At 34.7% G+C, this 17329-nt stretch carries 18 protein-coding genes; 3 read left to right on the top strand and 15 right to left on the bottom strand.

Going from position 1 to position 17329, the window contains the following annotated elements; genetic code table 11:
* Positions 1-75 precede the first annotated feature (75 nt).
* From ACWA1B_RS06185 to ACWA1B_RS06160, 6 genes are all read right to left on the bottom strand, one after another.
* A complete protein-coding gene (locus tag ACWA1B_RS06185) occupies positions 76-948 on the bottom strand; it encodes a helix-turn-helix domain-containing protein (protein WP_456905112.1) in 873 nt (290 codons plus the stop codon).
* Between the two features lie 13 nt (positions 949-961).
* Positions 962-2215 carry an RNA polymerase sigma factor gene (locus ACWA1B_RS06180; protein WP_456906492.1) on the bottom strand — a complete coding sequence of 418 codons (1254 nt, stop codon included), beginning with the start codon at positions 2213-2215 and terminating at the stop codon, positions 962-964.
* A 111-nt stretch (positions 2216-2326) separates the two neighbouring features.
* Positions 2327-2665 (bottom strand): YciI family protein, encoded by a 339-nt coding sequence (locus tag ACWA1B_RS06175; protein ID WP_035644505.1) that lies wholly within the window; start codon positions 2663-2665, stop codon positions 2327-2329.
* A 289-nt stretch (positions 2666-2954) separates the two neighbouring features.
* A complete protein-coding gene (locus ACWA1B_RS06170) occupies positions 2955-3407 on the bottom strand; it encodes a carboxymuconolactone decarboxylase family protein (RefSeq protein ID WP_456905110.1) in 453 nt (150 codons plus the stop codon).
* 84 nt (positions 3408-3491) lie between these two features.
* The gene (locus ACWA1B_RS06165; protein WP_456905108.1) at positions 3492-4064 is read right to left on the bottom strand and encodes a GNAT family N-acetyltransferase; all 573 of its coding nucleotides are present in this window, start codon (positions 4062-4064) and stop codon (positions 3492-3494) included.
* 140 nt (positions 4065-4204) lie between these two features.
* Complete coding sequence (locus ACWA1B_RS06160; protein WP_456905106.1) at positions 4205-4528, bottom strand: hypothetical protein; 324 nt, start codon at positions 4526-4528, stop codon at positions 4205-4207.
* A gap of 287 nt (positions 4529-4815) precedes the next feature.
* On the opposite strand from ACWA1B_RS06160, the gene ACWA1B_RS06155 reads away from it, so the two are divergent.
* Both ACWA1B_RS06155 and ACWA1B_RS06150 read left to right on the top strand, forming a co-directional pair.
* On the top strand, positions 4816-5829 hold the full coding sequence (locus ACWA1B_RS06155; RefSeq protein ID WP_456905104.1) for a zinc-binding alcohol dehydrogenase family protein: 1014 nt from the start codon (positions 4816-4818) through the stop codon (positions 5827-5829).
* Between the two features lie 123 nt (positions 5830-5952).
* Positions 5953-8157 (top strand): TonB-dependent receptor, encoded by a 2205-nt coding sequence (locus ACWA1B_RS06150; RefSeq protein WP_456905102.1) that lies wholly within the window; start codon positions 5953-5955, stop codon positions 8155-8157.
* An 83-nt stretch (positions 8158-8240) separates the two neighbouring features.
* Here the strand turns inward: ACWA1B_RS06150 and ACWA1B_RS06145 are convergent, their stop codons facing one another.
* The 9 genes from ACWA1B_RS06145 to ACWA1B_RS06105 form a co-directional block, all read right to left on the bottom strand.
* The gene (locus ACWA1B_RS06145; RefSeq protein WP_456905100.1) at positions 8241-9050 is read right to left on the bottom strand and encodes an SDR family NAD(P)-dependent oxidoreductase; all 810 of its coding nucleotides are present in this window, start codon (positions 9048-9050) and stop codon (positions 8241-8243) included.
* 189 nt (positions 9051-9239) lie between these two features.
* Positions 9240-9827, bottom strand: a complete 588-nt coding sequence (locus ACWA1B_RS06140) for a TetR/AcrR family transcriptional regulator (RefSeq protein ID WP_035644488.1) — start codon at positions 9825-9827, stop codon at positions 9240-9242.
* A gap of 69 nt (positions 9828-9896) precedes the next feature.
* A complete protein-coding gene (locus tag ACWA1B_RS06135; RefSeq protein WP_456905098.1) occupies positions 9897-11447 on the bottom strand; it encodes a DHA2 family efflux MFS transporter permease subunit in 1551 nt (516 codons plus the stop codon).
* A gap of 56 nt (positions 11448-11503) precedes the next feature.
* On the bottom strand, positions 11504-11950 hold the full coding sequence (locus tag ACWA1B_RS06130; RefSeq protein ID WP_456905096.1) for a PaaI family thioesterase: 447 nt from the start codon (positions 11948-11950) through the stop codon (positions 11504-11506).
* A 181-nt stretch (positions 11951-12131) separates the two neighbouring features.
* Positions 12132-12722: a TetR/AcrR family transcriptional regulator gene (locus tag ACWA1B_RS06125; protein WP_456905094.1), complete on the bottom strand. Its 591-nt coding sequence runs from the start codon at positions 12720-12722 to the stop codon at positions 12132-12134.
* 123 nt (positions 12723-12845) lie between these two features.
* On the bottom strand, positions 12846-13514 hold the full coding sequence (locus ACWA1B_RS06120; RefSeq protein WP_456905092.1) for a carbohydrate-binding protein: 669 nt from the start codon (positions 13512-13514) through the stop codon (positions 12846-12848).
* Between the two features lie 15 nt (positions 13515-13529).
* The gene (locus ACWA1B_RS06115) at positions 13530-14993 is read right to left on the bottom strand and encodes a glycoside hydrolase family 30 protein (protein ID WP_456905090.1); all 1464 of its coding nucleotides are present in this window, start codon (positions 14991-14993) and stop codon (positions 13530-13532) included.
* A 23-nt stretch (positions 14994-15016) separates the two neighbouring features.
* A complete protein-coding gene (gene mgrA, locus ACWA1B_RS06110) occupies positions 15017-16012 on the bottom strand; it encodes an L-glyceraldehyde 3-phosphate reductase (RefSeq protein ID WP_456905088.1) in 996 nt (331 codons plus the stop codon).
* Positions 16013-16110: 98 nt separating this feature from the next.
* Positions 16111-16536, bottom strand: a complete 426-nt coding sequence (locus ACWA1B_RS06105) for a GlcG/HbpS family heme-binding protein (RefSeq protein ID WP_456905086.1) — start codon at positions 16534-16536, stop codon at positions 16111-16113.
* 199 nt (positions 16537-16735) lie between these two features.
* Between ACWA1B_RS06105 and ACWA1B_RS06100 the strand changes: the two genes are divergently transcribed.
* Positions 16736-17329, top strand: a complete 594-nt coding sequence (locus tag ACWA1B_RS06100; RefSeq protein ID WP_456905084.1) for a Crp/Fnr family transcriptional regulator — start codon at positions 16736-16738, stop codon at positions 17327-17329.

Genomic DNA, 17329 nt, shown 5'->3' with positions numbered 1-17329 from the left:
TTTATCTTTTTAATTATTTATAATTTGATAGGACAAAGATATGGCGGTTATAAAGGCGTAAAAATAGATAAAAGTCTATTCTAATTGTACATTTTTCCCTTGAAGGTATTTTTTTTTGAAATTCGACGGAGTGTCCCCAACTTTATTGGTAAAAAGTCGGTTAAAATAGGCGGGATCTTCATATCCGAGTTGATACGCAATCTCTTTTACGCTTAAAGAAGAATAACCCAAAAGTCGTTTTGCTTCCAGAATAATTCGGTCTTTGATAATATCATTTGGCTGTTGAAGTTCCAGTCGATTGAATTTATTCGAAAGTGTTTTGGGAGCAACACCAAGAATATCAGCATAATCAGCCACAGTATGTTTGACTCTGAAATGAATTTCAACCAATCGGCTGAAATCCCTGAAGAAATCCATTTCTTTCGAAGGTTCATCATTCAAAACGCCCAACTGTTGTATTTTCCAAATTCGGGTTGCTTTGATAATCAGTTGTTTTAAATACGTTCTGATCATTTCTTCCTGCGAAGAATCAGGTGAATCAAATTCTTGTTGCAATTGCTTGTAAATACCATCAATAAAAACAACTTCTTTATCGGGAATTGCTGTCATTGGCATTTCAAAAATATTATTGAACAATAATCCGTCGCAGGCCACTTCGGCATCATGAATTTGTACACAATAAAAATCGCGGTTATAATACATAAAATAACCTGGTTTCTGTCCTTCTTTGTCAATTTGCAGATATTGATTGCTGTTGATGAAAAATAGGGAAGGACAGAAAGTTTGATAATGCTTAAAATCGATTGTAATCGAATATCCTTTAGGAAGATAAAGTACTTTAATATAAGGTTTGTATGCTTCTCCATTAATTTCATCAATAAAACCCTCATTCAAGGTAAAGAAGCCGAGTTTTTTATAATTAGATTCAAAAAAATTATGGTTGAGCATTGGCAAAGGTATTTTAATTTCTAATTCTTTTTTTGGACGAAAGTTCCAAAATGTTTTTACTGATAATATTTTTATCCGAAACTGTTTTGGCCAATTTAAGAGCCGTTTCAAAATGATTTTTTGCTTTTTGATTATCAATATCAATATATAAATTCCCGAGCAAAGAATAATAAAAATGATTATCGGTCAAATTTAGTTTTTCTGCTTCAATTACAGCTTCTTGTTTGCCCATAACTTTTGATAAGGCAAAAGTGCGATTCAAAGCTACAATTGGAGAATATTCTAAAATAATTAAATGATTGTAAAGTTCCAGAATATGTTTCCATTTTTCTGAAGTATCACTTTTTAAGGTATGCCAATATGCAATTCCGGCTTCAAGATGGTATTTTGAAAGTGTATTCCCAATGGAAGATTTGCCCAAAAAATAAGTTCCACGGTCAATTAATTCCTGATTCCAGAGTTTTTCATCCTGATCTTGATATAAAATAATCTCACCGCTTTCTGATGTTCGTGCTTCAAATCGGGACGAATGAAAACACATTAATGCCATTAAAGCATTGACAGCAGGCAAATTTGTTGCTTGATTCTGAATTAATAAATAGTTCAGACGCATGGCTTCGGCACAAAGATCTTTGCGTAATGTGGTATTTTGTGAAGTCGAGTAGTATCCCTCAGAAAAAAGCAGATAAATTGTTTTTAAAACGGTATCAATTCGTGCTATAATTTCAGTTGGATTCGGACTTTGGATTTTGATGTTTTCTTCTTTGAGTTTTTCTTTGGCACGATTTATACGTTTGTAAATCAATTCTTTATTAGATAAAAAAGCATCTGAGATTTCACTTATTCCAAATCCGCAGAGCAGATTAAGAGCCAATGCAATCTGCGCTTCGTCTGAATTGCAAGGATTGCAGACCGTAAAAATCATCGCCAACTGGCTATCAACAATATTTTGTTCCGATAAATCAATTTCAATTTCCTCAACACTCAATGGTGAATTGTGTTTTATTTCAGAAACAATTTTCTTTTCAAAAATGTCATTTCGCTTAAAATGATTTTTGGTTTTGTTTTTGGCAACGGTATAAAGCCAAGCCGTCGGATTTTCTGGAATTCCTTTTATAGCCCAAGTTTCAGAAGCAGCCAAAAAAGTATCGCTCACAATATCTTCGGCAATTTCAATATGATGAATGCCAAACAAACTGCAAAGTACCGAAACAATTTTTTGGTATTCTGTTCTGAATAAATTGGGTATAAGCTCTTTTTCCAAAATTTTGTGATTTGTAGGGTATGAAAAGAAGCAAGAAGCAAGAGGAAAGAAAAATTAAGAATTTAAAAAACTCAAATTTTATATCTTGCATCTTGCATCTTTCTTCTAAACTATTTAAACTGCCATTCTAATTTCGACATTGCCGCCGAAATCCAAAACTGGACATCCTTGTGCAATTGCTGCCGCTTCATCATAATCTTTGGCTTTTATAACAATTAATCCGCCAATAGATTCTTTGATTTCAACAAAAGGTCCGTCAGTAATTCCTTTGTTTGAAGTAACTAATTTGCCTTTTCCGTCCCAGCGCTGTAAAGGTCTGGCTAATTTATCTTGTGCTGCAAGTCCGCCAAACCAGTTTTGCCATTGCTGTAAATGTTGTTGATATTCTTCTGGTGAAGGCTGGAGTTCTTTTGTTGTAAAATCTCTTCTGAAAATTAATATGAATTCGTTCATTTTGGTATGTTTTAATGATTTTATAAAAAAAACTGTTTTTAAAATAATATAAAACCGTTTGATGAAATTAAAGAATGTATACCTTAACACATAGGAACATAGATTTTGCATCAAAAAGAAAGATGAAGAAACTATTTTCCACACATAGCAAAGCTATGTGAATTTAAATTAGTGAAACGCCTTTTTTAACATCTTCAAAAACTATGTTTCTATGTGTTGAATATATTTGCACTCCACAGGTTGGTATAAATTTAGTGTTTTTAACAAATATAAAAACAGCCTAGTTTATTTATCCAAATTGACCCACTCTGTAAGTTCCTGGAGTATTCGCAAAAGCGATGTTAAGACGATTCCACATGTTGATTGTACCAATGGCAAGCGTAAGATCGATTAATTCTTCTTCAGAAAATTCGGCTTTAGCAATATCATAGATTTCGTCTGGAACATCACATGCATTTACCGCTTCTGCATAAGCAAGTGCAACTCTTTCGCGCTGTGTAAAATAAGGAGTTTCTTTCCATGCACTCAAACCAAATAAACGCTGTGTTGTTTCGCCATGCGCCATCGCTTCTTTAGTATGCATATCAAGACAATAAGCGCAATTGTTGATTTGAGAAATTCTAATTTCGACTAATTCGAAAAGTGATTTTTCAAGTTCTGATTTTTTCAAATAACCGCTAATGTCAAATAATGTTGAGATTGCTTTTTGACCTTTTTCGAATACATTAATTCTAGTTTCCATGTTGTATAATTTTAATTGTTTATACCCTAATGACAACTGAAGTTTCAGAATTGGACAAAATTTTGAAAAAAAATATAAAAAAAATTAAAAAGCTTGTGTTTTCGGGCTAATTTGAAGGTGTTCAAGTTTTTTTCCGACCAAAGTTTTTTCTCCAACCGACTGAAATCCTAGTTTTAAATACAGATTTTTAGCCAGCGGATTATCTTCTTCAACTAATAATCCTAAGGTCTGATTGTTTTTGGTTACAAATTCTTCAATTAAAAACAGAAGTAGTTTCGAACCAATTCCTTTTCCCTGATATTTCGGATTCACGCCCAAAGAATCAATATAAAATTCACCGGCTTTTGTTTCTAATTCAGGATCGAATTCGGGATTAAAATGTTTTCTGACATATTCGATAATTGGAGTTCTTAAAACTTGTAAATCAGCGCCATTATAAATATTTACAGCGCCAATTATTTGATTATCTGCTTCGGCGATAAAACAATTCTGAAAAGAGTATTGATTATTTTCTTTGCCAATGAAATACTGCAGGAAATCTTTCGCGGAAGCGTAATCTTCTTTTTTGATGAATTTATAAATGATATCTTCCATTGCCAATAATAAAATAGGAGCGATTTGTTCTGAATCTGATATTTTGGCTTTTCTGATATTCATTTTGAAGTATTTTAGAATTAACAAATTTAAGGCTTTATTTTAAACCATATAAATATAGCTATTGCCTAAAATTTTGTCAAAGTTTGAAAAAATTAGAAGCGCTAATGAATTATAAGCCCAATTAAATTCTTGCAAGCAGTTTAGGGGTACAGGTCTATAATTTTCTGTACTTTGCCGATGAAAATTTCGGTGTTTTTGATTTCTTGTTTGATTAATGGTTCATAATACAATAATTTATATTGCTCTACCATGAAGTTTTTTTGATGTTTAATAATCGATTCAAAGCTTCGGATTTCATTTTCATCATGCCTTTTCAATTCCCTTTGTTTACTCTTTAAATAATGTAAAGATTTTTTTAACCTTTCAATGTCTAATTTGTCCAAACTGTAATTTTCTAAAAATTTATAAAACAAGAGATAGCCAGAAATGTGATAAATTTCAAAACGCCCAAAAAGTAAAGTCATTTGAGTTTACCTGAATCCCAGCTATTTTCTCCTTAACTACGATAAAAGTTGAAACTTGGATTTTGAATTATTAAAAAAAAAGTTTGAAATATTTTTATTTTTAAAACAACTCGAATTAAAGCATTTGATATTCACTTATTTATACTTGAAAAGAATTTGGATTTGTAATCTGCAAGAAACCAATTAACAATTGCTAAATTTCTACCGATATTGGATAAAAATATACAACTTCAATAATCTAAACCACTAGTATCTTTGTTAGAATATTTTAATTAAAAATTAAAAAAATGAAAGCAATAGGATTTAAAACATCACTACCCATAGAAGAAAAAGAAAGTTTTATAGAATTTGAAACTGTAAAACCTGTGCCAGGCGCACATGATTTATTAGTAAAAATTGATGCGATTTCTGTAAATCCCGTCGATTTTAAGATCCGCCAAAACAGTGCAAAAGATACTGTTCCTGAGACGCCAAAAATCATTGGTTGGGATGCCGTTGGAATTGTGCAGGCTGTTGGAGAAAAAGTGACTTTATTTGAAGTAGGCGATCTGGTTTATTATGCCGGTGATATTACAAAACAAGGAAGTAACGCCGAATTTCAGATTATTGATGAAAGAATTGTAGGCAGAAAACCAAAATCATTAAGTATTGAAGAAGCAGCTGTAATTCCGTTAACCGCTTTAACTGCGTGGGAAATTTTGTTTGACCGAATCAGAATTAATGCAGAAAAAGACAAAGGGAAATCAATTTTAATTATTGGCGGAGCAGGCGGCGTTGGCTCGATTGCCATTCAATTGGCCAAGAAAATTGCAGGATTAACGGTTATTGCAACAGCGTCGCGCCCTGAAACAATTGATTGGTGCAAAAAGCAAGGCGCTGATTATGTGGTAGATCATAAAAATTTGATTTCTGAAGTTAGAGAAGCTGGTTTTGAACATGTTGACTTTATTTTGGATTTTGTCGATACCAATGCTTATTGGGACATTATGACTGAGTTGATTAAACCTCAGGGGCATATTGCTTCAATTACAGGAAGTAGCAATCCTGTTGCATTAAATAGTTTAAAGAGCAAAAGTGTTTCTTTCTCTTGGGAATTGATGTACACACGCTCCATGTTTCAAACCGAAGACATGATCGAACAACATCACATTTTAAACAAAGTGGCCGATTTACTTGATAACGGAATTTTAAAAACTACTTTAAATGAGACTTTAATCGGACTAACAGTTGAGAATTTAAAGAAAGCGCATCAACTTTTGGAATCGGGAAAAACAATTGGGAAAATTGCGATTAAATTTTAAACCATTCTTCGAAAATAAATTGCAAGCTCCTATTTCTTTTTAGAAATAGGAGCTTTTTTATGAAAAGTTTATTTGATGGTCTATTTTTGCGCCAAAATTTACAATATCATTTTCCCTTATCTAATGAAATTTTTATCTACAATTCTTTTTTTCGTTTTATCTTATTCAATTCACGCACAATCTATAAATGGAGTTATTATTGATGCAAAAGGAAAACCACTTTCTGAAGTCTTACTTCGTGATTTATTTTCAAAAAACCATGCGCACAGTGATGTAAATGGAAAATTCACCATAGAAGGGGTGCGATTAAACGACAGCTTGCAAATTAGTAAACAAGGATTTATTACTCAAAAAATCAAGCTTGTATCTGTAAATTTTCTGACGATTTCATTAGAAGAAAAACCTTTTTTGCTTGAAGAGGTTACGATTACAAACAATCTGAAATACCTGAATACAATCTCAAAAATTGATTTAGAAATCCAACCTATATCCAATTCTCAGGATTTATTGCGAAAAGTTCCGGGATTATTCATCGGTCAGCATGCGGGTGGAGGAAAGGCAGAACAAATTTTCCTCAGAGGATTTGATTGTGATCACGGTACAGATATTAATATCTCGGTTGATGGAATGCCAGTAAATATGGTTTCACACGCGCACGGACAAGGATATTCGGATCTTCACTTTGTGATTCCGGAAACTGTTGATAATATTGATTTTGACAAAGGATCCTATTTTGCTGATAAAGGAGATTTTACAACTGCTGGTTATGTTGGTTTTAATACGAAAAATGCATTGGAACACAGTTCTGTTTCTTTTGAAGGCGGTCAGTTTGATACTTTTAGAACTGTTGCTTTGTTTAATTTGTTGAATAAAGAAAATCAGTCGGCGTATTTTGCGGGAGAATACATGATGACTGATGGTTATTTTGATGCGCCTCAAAACTTTGACCGAATCAATTTGTTTGCAAAATATAATGCTAAATTAAACAATGGTGATCGAATAGCATTATTTGTTTCTCATTTTAAAAGCCAATGGGATGCGAGCGGACAAATTCCGGATCGCGCAGTGAATGACGGCACAATTTCGCATTTCGGTGCTATTGATCCAAATGAAGGTGGAAATACAGATAGAACCAATTTCAATTTACAGTATGATGCCAAAATTGATGAAAATACACAGATAAAAAATACGGCTTATTTAAGTAAATATAATTTTGAATTGTATTCTAATTTTACTTTTTTTCTGAATAATCCGGTAAATGGCGATCAAATCAAACAGAAAGAAAACAGAACAATTGTAGGTTTTCAGTCGGAATATAATCAAAAGCTGGATGAAAATTGGCGTTTTAAACTTGGTGCAGGATTGAGAAATGACAATAATAAAGATGTCGAGTTATCGCACACTTTAAATCGAAAAACAGTTTTGGATTATTTGAGTTTAGGAAATGTGAATCAAACGAATCTTTTCTCTTTTACAAGTTTTGATTTTACTTCTGGAAAATGGCTTGTAAATGCTGGCTTACGCGTGGATTATTTTAAATTTGGATATGAAGATCAGTTAGCTTCGGTATATACAAATCAAACAGAAAACAAAGCCATTGTAAGTCCAAAACTGAACTTTTTATATACACAAAACAGTACATTGCAATATTTCCTGAAATTAGGAAAAGGCTTTCATAGCAACGATACCCGCGTTGTGGTGGCACAAAAAGGACAGGAAATTTTGCCTGAAACTTACGGAGCCGATTTAGGAATTAACTGGAAACCATTTTCAAGAATGATTGTGAATTCCGCGATTTGGTATTTGTATTTGGCACAGGAATTTGTGTATGTAGGAGACGAAGCAGTTGTAGAACCAAGCGGTAAAACACAGCGAAAAGGTTTTGATTTTGGTTTCAGATACCAATTAACAAATTGGTTATTCTGGAATACCGATTATACATATACCCACGCACGTTCGCTTGATGAGCCAAAAGGAAATGATTATTTGCCATTAGCGCCGGTTCATACTTTGATGAACGGGTTTTCGGTAAAAGATTTAAAAGGATTTTCGGGAAGTTTAAGAACCCGTTTCTTGGGTGATCGTCCCGCAAATGAAGACAATTCGATTGTAGCAAAAGGGTATTGCATAACAGATTTCTCTGTAAATTATCAGATTAAAAAAGTTTCAATAGGAGTGAACATCGACAATATTTTTGATACAAAATGGAAAGAAACCCAATTCCTGACCGAATCAAGATTAGCAAATGAAAGCGCTCCGGTTGAAGAAATTCATTTTACGGCGGGAACTCCATTTAATGCCCGATTGATTTTGAAGTACAGCTGGTAAAAACGTAAAAATTGAAGCATAAAAAAAGCGAGACTTTCTGTACAGAATTGATCTCGCTTTTTCAATTAAAATCAGAAATCAAATTAACCGTGAGCGGCAACAGAAACGTCTGCCCATTCTTCCCAGGTTTTTAGTTTTTGTTCATAGGTTTGTTTTGCAAATGGTAAAGCTACTTTTCCTAAAAATAGGCGTAAAGGAGGATTTTCGGCTTCGACTAATTTAATGATCGCCGGAACTGTAGCGCTTGTTTTTCCGAAAGTATCAGGATCATGTCCATCTGCAATCGCTTTTTTAATTCCGTCATAAGCAGGTATGCTTTCACTAATGATTCCGTTACCCCAGATATCCGTAACATAACCATTTGGTTCAACCAAAGTTACGTTAATTCCGAATTGTTTTACTTCTGAAGCTAATGTTTCAGTAAGACCTTCAACGGCAAATTTAGAAGCGTTATATAAACCGATTATTGGTAAAGTAGCGATTCCTAAAATAGAAGAAACCTGAATAATATGCCCACTTTGTTGTTTTCTCATAATTGGCAATACCGCTTGTGTTAACCAAAGTGTACCAAAGAAATTGGTTTCGAATTGTGCTCTTGCTTCTTGTTCTGTAGCTTCTTCTACAGCTCCGTTTAAAGCGTAACCTGCATTGTTGATCAGGATATCTATAGTCCCGAAATGCTGTTGTACTTTTTCTACCACTGCAAACGACTCCGAACGGTTGTTTACGTCTAGTTTAAGAGGCAAAATAGCGTCTCCATATTGTGCTTTTAAATCGGCTAGGGTATCAATATTTCTGGCTGTTGCAGCTACCTTGTATCCTTTTGCTAAAAATGCTTCTGTCCAGGCTCTTCCGAATCCTTTTGATGCTCCTGAAATTAAAATTGTTTTCATAATTGTAAATTGTAAATGGTGAATTGTTAATTGTTTAAATGTGTATTTGTTTAATTATTTGTTTGCGCCTGTAACTGCTTATCATTTATTGACTTTATTTTTGACTATTATGCTTTGTACCTTTGTATCTCTGAGCCTTTGAATCTTTTAAGATAAATGACCAATCGGTCATTTTTTTGATAAAAAAAATTAGAGGCTGTTTTCCTCTATTATATTTTTGAGGGTTTTAGCGATAATTTTCATTTTATCGTTGTTGCCTGACATTCTTGAAATAAGATGGCCGCCTTCCATCATGGCGAACATGATAACTGCAAATTCTTCGGCATTCCAGTTTGGTTTGAATTCTCCGTTGGCAATTCCTTTGTTTACGCTGCTGGCTAATAATTGTTGATTGGCGTTACAACCTTTATTGATTTTCTCTTTTACAATAGGATTGGTGTCGTCAGCTTCGGTTCCAAAATTTAATAATGGGCATCCTCCTGTTAAAGGTGGATTTACAGCATTACTAAAAAAATCGATATAAGTAAATAATTCTTCTTTTGCTGTTTTGCTTTTACTGATTTCAGAAACCAGCTTATCGCCTAATATTTTCATATTATGATCAACAGCGGCCCAGGCAAGAACTTCCTTATTTTCAAAATGAACGTACATGCTTCCTTTTGACAATTTGGTTGCCTCCATAATATCGCTCATAGCCGTTGCTGCGATCCCTTTTGTATTGAAAATAGGTGCTGCCTTTTCTATGATAAATTGTCTGGTTTCTTCTCCCTTTGCCATGATAGCTTTTATTTAACGGTACAAATATATGACCGATTGGTCATAAAAACAAATTTTTTGATGTTTTTTTTAATGATCAGATAAAATTATATTCGTTTTTGGCTTTTTAGACTTGTTCATTACCAGTAATAACAGGGGCAGGGTGATGACAAAAAATAAACCTACAAGTAGAAAAGCATCCCGATAACTCAATAGAGAAGATTGTCTGGTCACGATATTTTCCATTAATTTTAAAGCTTTTGACTTTGCTTCGTTATGTGCAAAACCTCTGTGTTGGAAATAATTGATGTAACCGTTAATTCGGTTCATTGCTTTTGTGTTATCCAAAGTTACGTTCGAAATCAAAACATTCCTGTGTTCCGCAAAACGATGCGCGATATACGTATTGATGATAGAAACTCCAAAAGAACCTCCTAATTGACGCATCATATTATTCAGCGCAGCGCCTTGTCCAACATCTTTATCATCAAGTGAAGAAACTGCCAGCATCGTTAACGGAACGGTCAATAAAGCCATTCCTAAAGCACGGAAAATCAAAGCTGTTGAGACTTCAAAGGCACTGGTGTCTAAAGTGATTTCAGACATTCTCCAATTAAAATAAATAAATAATAGAAATCCCGCTGCAATAATAAGAACCGGAGAAACACCTTTTTGCAATAATGTTCCGCAAAGTTTTAAGGCGACCAATGCAAATAAAGCGCCCGGTAACAAAAGCAAACCAGTTTGATACGGTGAAAAACTCAAAAGTCGCTGTGCCACAACGGGACTGATATAAATCGAGATAAACATCCCGAATCCAGTGACAAAAGTCAGAATTGCGGCAATACTTAGCGATTTGCTTTTAAGAACCCGAAGATTAACTACAGGTTTATCAATCGTTAATTCCCAATAAATGAAAGTCAATAAGGAAATTGAAGCAATAACAGCAAGAACAACAATATAACGCGTTTCAAACCAATCTTCGACTTCGCCTCGCTCCAAAACAGTTTGAAGAGCACCGACTCCAATTGCCAATAACGCTATTCCAATCCAGTCAACTTTGGCGATTTCTGGTTTTACGAGCGGTTCTTTCAGCAGAAAAAGACAGGAAATAGTAACTAAAATCCCTATAGGAATATTGATTAAGAAAATCCAGGGCCAATCGTAGTTTTCAGTAATATAACCGCCAAGTGTTGGTCCAATAGTTGGTCCGATGAAGATTCCAGCTCCAAATAAAGCGCCTGCTGTTGATTGTTTGTCTTTCGGAAAAAGCTCAAATACCACGACTTGAGATATTGATAATAAAGCACCTCCACCAATTCCCTGAAAGAATCTAAAAAAGACAAGCATCCAGATGTTCGATGAATGCCCGCACATAAAGGAACAGAAAGTAAACAAAATAACTGAGCCGATGTAATAATTTCGACGCCCAAGATTGGCACTTAAAAAACTCGTAATCGGAATGATAATGACATTGGCGATGGCATAAGCAGTTATGACCCAGGAAGTATCTTCTAAGGTTGCGCCTAAATTGCCACTCATGTGCGAAAGCGCAACATTGACAATTGAAATATCAATAAGTTCCATAATCGCGGCAAGGATTACGGTTAAAATCAGAAGTTTTCGTTGTAATGGTGTCATAGTTATATTTTGTACCAATCGGTATATTTTATGATAAAAAAAAAGGCTTTGAAAAATTAAAGCACTTTTTTAATTACATTGGTTTTGAATAGATTCGAATAAGCTCTGGCAATCAGACGAGTTTCAGCTTCGTTCCAAATTTCGCATTGCGCATTTACAAATTGTTTTCCTTTTTTAATGATAGCTGTTTTTGCCAAAATCGTATCGCCAACATGCGCCGGAGCAAAATAATCGATGTTGAGGTTGATGGTAGTGTAAAAATGTTCTTCATCTAAAGAAAATAAAGTAGCACCAATACAATCGTCTGCAATTGCTGCTGTAACGCCTCCATGCAAAGATTTAATCGGATTTGACATTTCTTCTCTTACTACATATTTAAAAGTAACCGTGCCGGGTTCAGCAACTAAAACGATTGGTTTCATCCAAAGCATAAAAGGTGAGGGCGAAGCTGTGAATTCTTTGTCTAAATGATCTTGAAGTACTTGTAGTCTTGTTTTTTGCATTTTATTTTAATTTTAAAGTTTTAAGTTTTCATTCCGATAGCTATCGGGACAGGTTTATTAGAGGCTTAGAGTTCGCTCAGCCTGACAATAAAATTTATAATTCATAATTAACAATTCACAACTAATTAAATACCGATTGGTATATTTTTTTTGCTAAAAAAAGCAACTTTCTGAAATTGCTTTATTCTAAATCGTCTATTATTTTGTAAACCGAAGTCATAATAGTTGACAAATTATCTAGATTGTTAGTCAATTTGCTGATCATGATTGCGCCTTCAATTAAAGCGATTATGGTTAGTGCAGTCTTCTCTGTATCAATTGAATCGGCTTTAAATTCTCCTGCCAAAATTCCCTGATCGATAAAATACATTATTTTTTCTTTCCAATATTTGAGCGTTCTCTCGGCATATTTCTTCAAAATAGGATGTGTATCATCAGATTCGGTTGCGGTATTTAAAATTGGACAACCGCCTTTTGTTACTTTCAAATTTGCATATTCGGAGTAAAGTTTTGGGTAAACTAATAATTTGCCTTTAAAAGTAGCCTGTTGATCCATTTCTCGCGAAAAAGCATCCTGAAGTTTTTTTACATTGAATTTAAAAGCAGCAATAGCAACTTCATCTTTATTTTCGAAATTCCCGTAAATACTGCCTTTCGTAAGTCCGGTTGCTTCCGTAATATCACTCATCGAAGTTCCGCTGTAGCCTTTCATATTGAAGATTGGCGCAGTTTGTTCTATGATAAATTGTTTGGTTCTTTCTGCTTTACTCATGATAAAAATCATTTTGACATTGCAAATATATACCAATCGGTATAATTATTTAATGATTTTTTGATTTATTTTGTTAAAAGGCTGAAACAGAGTTTTTTTTAAATGAAAAAACTCCCATTCAGGTTACAAATGGGAGCTTTTGGGGGCATTATAAATTATTGGGCAGTTAAAAGTCAGATAATCAAAATTCATGTTGCCATTTGAAACAATATGAAGCCGAAGCGTTTGTTTGCCTTTCTTCAATTTAATTGTTCCAATGGAATCAGAACTGTTCCAATGATGCCATTGTCTCCAATCGATTGGATCTTTGTCATCATGTGTTGAGGTAATTTTCATTTTTCTGGTAGCATCTTTTCCGTCAACCTCGATACTGATTTCACCATCGTCATTTGCGGTATATAGCGCACCTATTTTATAAGTTCCGGATTTGGTTACTTCAATCGTATAATTAATCCATTCTCCAGGCATTGTCCAGCCTACGTAAAGGTCTCCAATGCTTCTGGGAACTTTATTATACGGGTTATTATCAATGTCACCATCTTTAGAATACGAAATATCAACGCCTTCGTTTATTCTGAATTCATTCAGTGGATTTCCGTTTACTGGATTCAATTTTCCGCTTCCATTGTTTATTTCATCAGTATCATGATAAGCAATGCCTTCGCCACCTTGATCGTACAATTCACATTCTATTTTTCCCGGAATCTGTTGGGGTTTAAATGCTTTTGATGTTTGCGACGTGCAAACAAAACAATTCAGTAAAACGATATTCAGTATTAAAAATGCTTTCATAGAATTGTATTTAAATTATTGAACTTCCAAAGTAGCAATTGAATGTGCAGCACTCGTTACTTTCGCCGCTTTTCCTTTTATCCAAAGAAAATAATCAACATCTGTTTCGCCTGAATTCATTACCACAACTTCCAATTTATTGTTTTCATTCACAAAAGCAGTTGATAAAAGTTTATTACTACTTGAATTACAAGCAATACGTTTTGCACCCGGACGAATGAATTTAGAAAAATGACCTAAATAATAATAGCCGTTGGTATAAATTAAATTTCCGGTTTTCAAATCAGCGTGAATAGGAGACATGCAGAAATTCTGAACATGGTTTGGCCCGCCTTTTTCATCTAATAAAACATTCCAGTCTGTCCAGGCAACGGTTCCGATGTTGAAATCGTTGATCATTGACATTCCATATTTCTCGCCGTAATTCCAGTCGGTTAATAATTTTTGATCAAAATCGGCGGCACAGCCTTCGGTTAAAATTAAAGGTTTGTCTGGGAAAGCTTCAGCAACTCGGCGTTCAGCCTCGAAATTCATTCCGTTTTTCATCCAGTCTTCGTACCAGTGATACCCAACGCCCCAAACATATTTAGCCGCGTCTTTATCTTCCAAAACTGTACTCACACGCTGATACATTAAATCGCGATTGTGATCCCACATAATCAATTTCTTTTTAGCAAATCCTGCTTTCTGCATCGTTGGCCCAAGAAAGTTTTTGATAAAATCACGCTCTTCTTCAGCAGTGAAAATACAAGATTCCCAACGCTGAACCGCCATTGGCTCATTTTGAACCGTGTAACCCCAAATCGGAATCCCTTCTTTTTCATATTCTTTTATAAATTTCACAAAAAAGTTAGCCCAGCTTTGGTGGTATTCTGGTTTTAAAGTGCCGCCTTGCAAAACGTCATTATTGGTTTTCATCCACGCCGGCGGACTCCAAGGCGAGGCGTACAAAGTAATTTTTCCGCCCGCTTTTGCAATAACTTCTTTTATAAACGGAATTCGATATTTTCTGTCGTGGCTTATGTCAAAGGTTTTTAAGTCTTTATCGCCTTCCTGGATATAACTGTAAATATCACTCGAAAAATCACAGCTTTGCATGTTGGTGCGTGCTAAGGTATAGCCAATTCCTTTATCCGTATCATAATAAGCCGTTAGGATTTCCTGCTGTTTGTCTTTCGGAAGCTGATAAAAAACTTCTGCAGAAGCATCCGTCAAAGCGCCTCCAATACCTAACATGGTTTGATAAGTTTTGGCTGGATCAACAAAAACAGCAATTTCTTTTTCTGTTGTTTGTGGTTTCGCAGAAAAAGAAAGCGTTTCGGTTTTGCTTAGTTTTTTGTCCGTATTTTTAGCCGTTACATAAACGGTGACACTTTTGTAATCTGTTGTTTTGCTAGCTTTTTGTTGCGCCAGCAAACCAACAGTTAAAAACCCGGATAACATGATGGTCAGGCATGTTTTGTTTGTATTAATAGTCATAATTGAGGTTTTTGGTGTAGATATTAGCTTAAAATCTCATCGATAGCCTGTAATTCATATTCTGAAAATGAAGTATTTTGAAGACATCCTAAAGAATCAATTACTTGTTCTGGTTTGCTTGCGCCAATAATTACAGATGAAATTCGTTTGTCTTTCAAAACCCACGCCAATGCCATTTGCGCTAAACTCTGGCCGCGTTCTTCGGCCATTTTATTTAATCGGCGAATTTTGGCAATATTTTCTTCGGTAATGGCCTCTTTTTCCATTGCGCCATTCCCGCGATTTGCGTTAGCTCTTGAATTCTCCGGAATTCCGTTTAAATATTTGTTGGTCAAAAGGCCTTGTGCAAGAGGCGAGAAGGCAATTCCGCCAATTCCGTTTACTTCTAAAACATCCAAAAGTCCATCTTCAACAGAACGCTCAAACATAGAATATTTCGGTTGATGAATTACACAAGGCGTTCCTAAATTCTTCAATATAGCATAAGCTTTTTCCGTTTCTGCCGGGCTATAGCTGGAAACTCCAACGTATAAAGCTTTTCCCTGACGAACAATCAAATCCAGAGCAGCCATTGTTTCTTCCATTGGCGTATTAGGATCCGGCCTATGATGATAAAAAATATCAACATAGTCAAGTCCCATTCGTTTTAAACTTTGGTCTAAACTTGCTACTAAATGTTTTTTAGAACCAAAATCGCCATAAGGTCCGTCCCACATTGGCCATCCGGCTTTTGTTGAGATCAAAAGTTCGTCTCTGTATTCTTTCAAATTCTGTTTGAATATTTCGCCAAAAGTAATTTCTGCTGAACCCGGAGGCGGACCGTAATTATTGGCAAGATCAAAGTGTGTAATGCCATTATTAAAGGCAGTATGCAGAATTTTGCGTGCATTATCAACGTTGTCAATTCCGCCAAAGTTGTGCCACAATCCTAACGAAAGAGCTGGCAAAAGTAATCCGCTGTTTCCGCAACGACGGTATTGCATTTTTTGATAGCGTTTTGAATCTGGTATGTAAGTCATTTTTTTAATTATGAATTATGAATTGTGAATTGTGAATTGTGAATTGTGAATTGTGAATTGCGAATTGTGAATTATTTTTTAAGCTTATTGCCTAAAGCTTATAGCTGTTCAAAAGCTTTTTCTGCAATTTCTAAATCGGTTGTGCCTCTGAAGCCGCTGAAACCAATAGATAATTTTGTTCCATTACTTAACTTTATTGGTTGTCCGCCTTGCCAGCCAATTAAATCCAGAGCTTCGATTCCGTTTGCGTTTTCATCTACAAGACCGTTGAAAACCATTTTCTCATATTCTCCTGTTTTTACTCCGGTCAACCAGACTTGACTCGCTTTTGTCCAGGCAATTTTATAAGATTGCCTTTGACGCGGTTTGTCGTTTCCGTACATTTTGCCGTGCACACTTCCATTTTCATCAATTATGCAAACCGCTACATTTCCATTTGAAATTTGTCGATCTTCTTCTGTTTGAAGATATTGCGGAATCAGTTTTTCAATTTCGGCGAAAGCCAGAGCAATTGGAGCATCCATATTAATTGTAAATTGTTAATTATAAATTGTTAATTGTTTTTGCCTATTGCTTAAAGCGTAAGGCTTAAAGAGAAACAAAGTTTCGAAATTAAATTATTTCATTTCTTAAACTAGATCAAGAAATAATAATAAATAAAACCTCTTATATTTACTTTTTGTTTGTAAATGAAGTTATTGCCAATTTCTAAAAAGAGATAAAATGTTTCAGAAAATTCACGATTACCTTTCCAGATCTGTGCGTCTTTCTAAAGAAGAAGTAAAAATCTTTGAAAAAAGTCTTGAATTCAGAATGGTTCCGAAGAAAACGATTCTGCTCAAAGCTGGAGAAATCTGTAATTTTGAAGCTTACATCAATAAAGGATGCATTCGCGAATATTTTATAGATCGCAACGGACAAGAGTTAACGCTTCAGTTTGCCATCGAAGATTGGTGGGTGAGCGATATTACGAGTTTTGAAGACCAGGTGCCGAGCGATATGTATATTGAAACGCTGGAAGATTGTGAGCTTTTGGTCCTGACCAGACAATCTAAAGAAAATCTAATCAACGAAGTACCACATTTAGAAAGAATGTTTCGTTTGATGATTCAGAGACATTTGTCAAAACTTCAAAAACGACTTTTTAAAACGGTTTCTTCTACAGCAATGGAACAATATGTTGAGTTTATTACGCGATATCCAACTATTTCGCAGCGTGTTTCTCAACAATATATCGCTTCATATCTCGGAATTACTCCTGAATTTTTAAGCCGATTACGCACCAAACACTTAAAAAGCGGAAAAGCGCAGGAATAG

It is taken from the genome of Flavobacterium xizangense, assembly GCF_054075145.1.
This window is presented reverse-complemented; position numbering and strand designations above follow the sequence as displayed.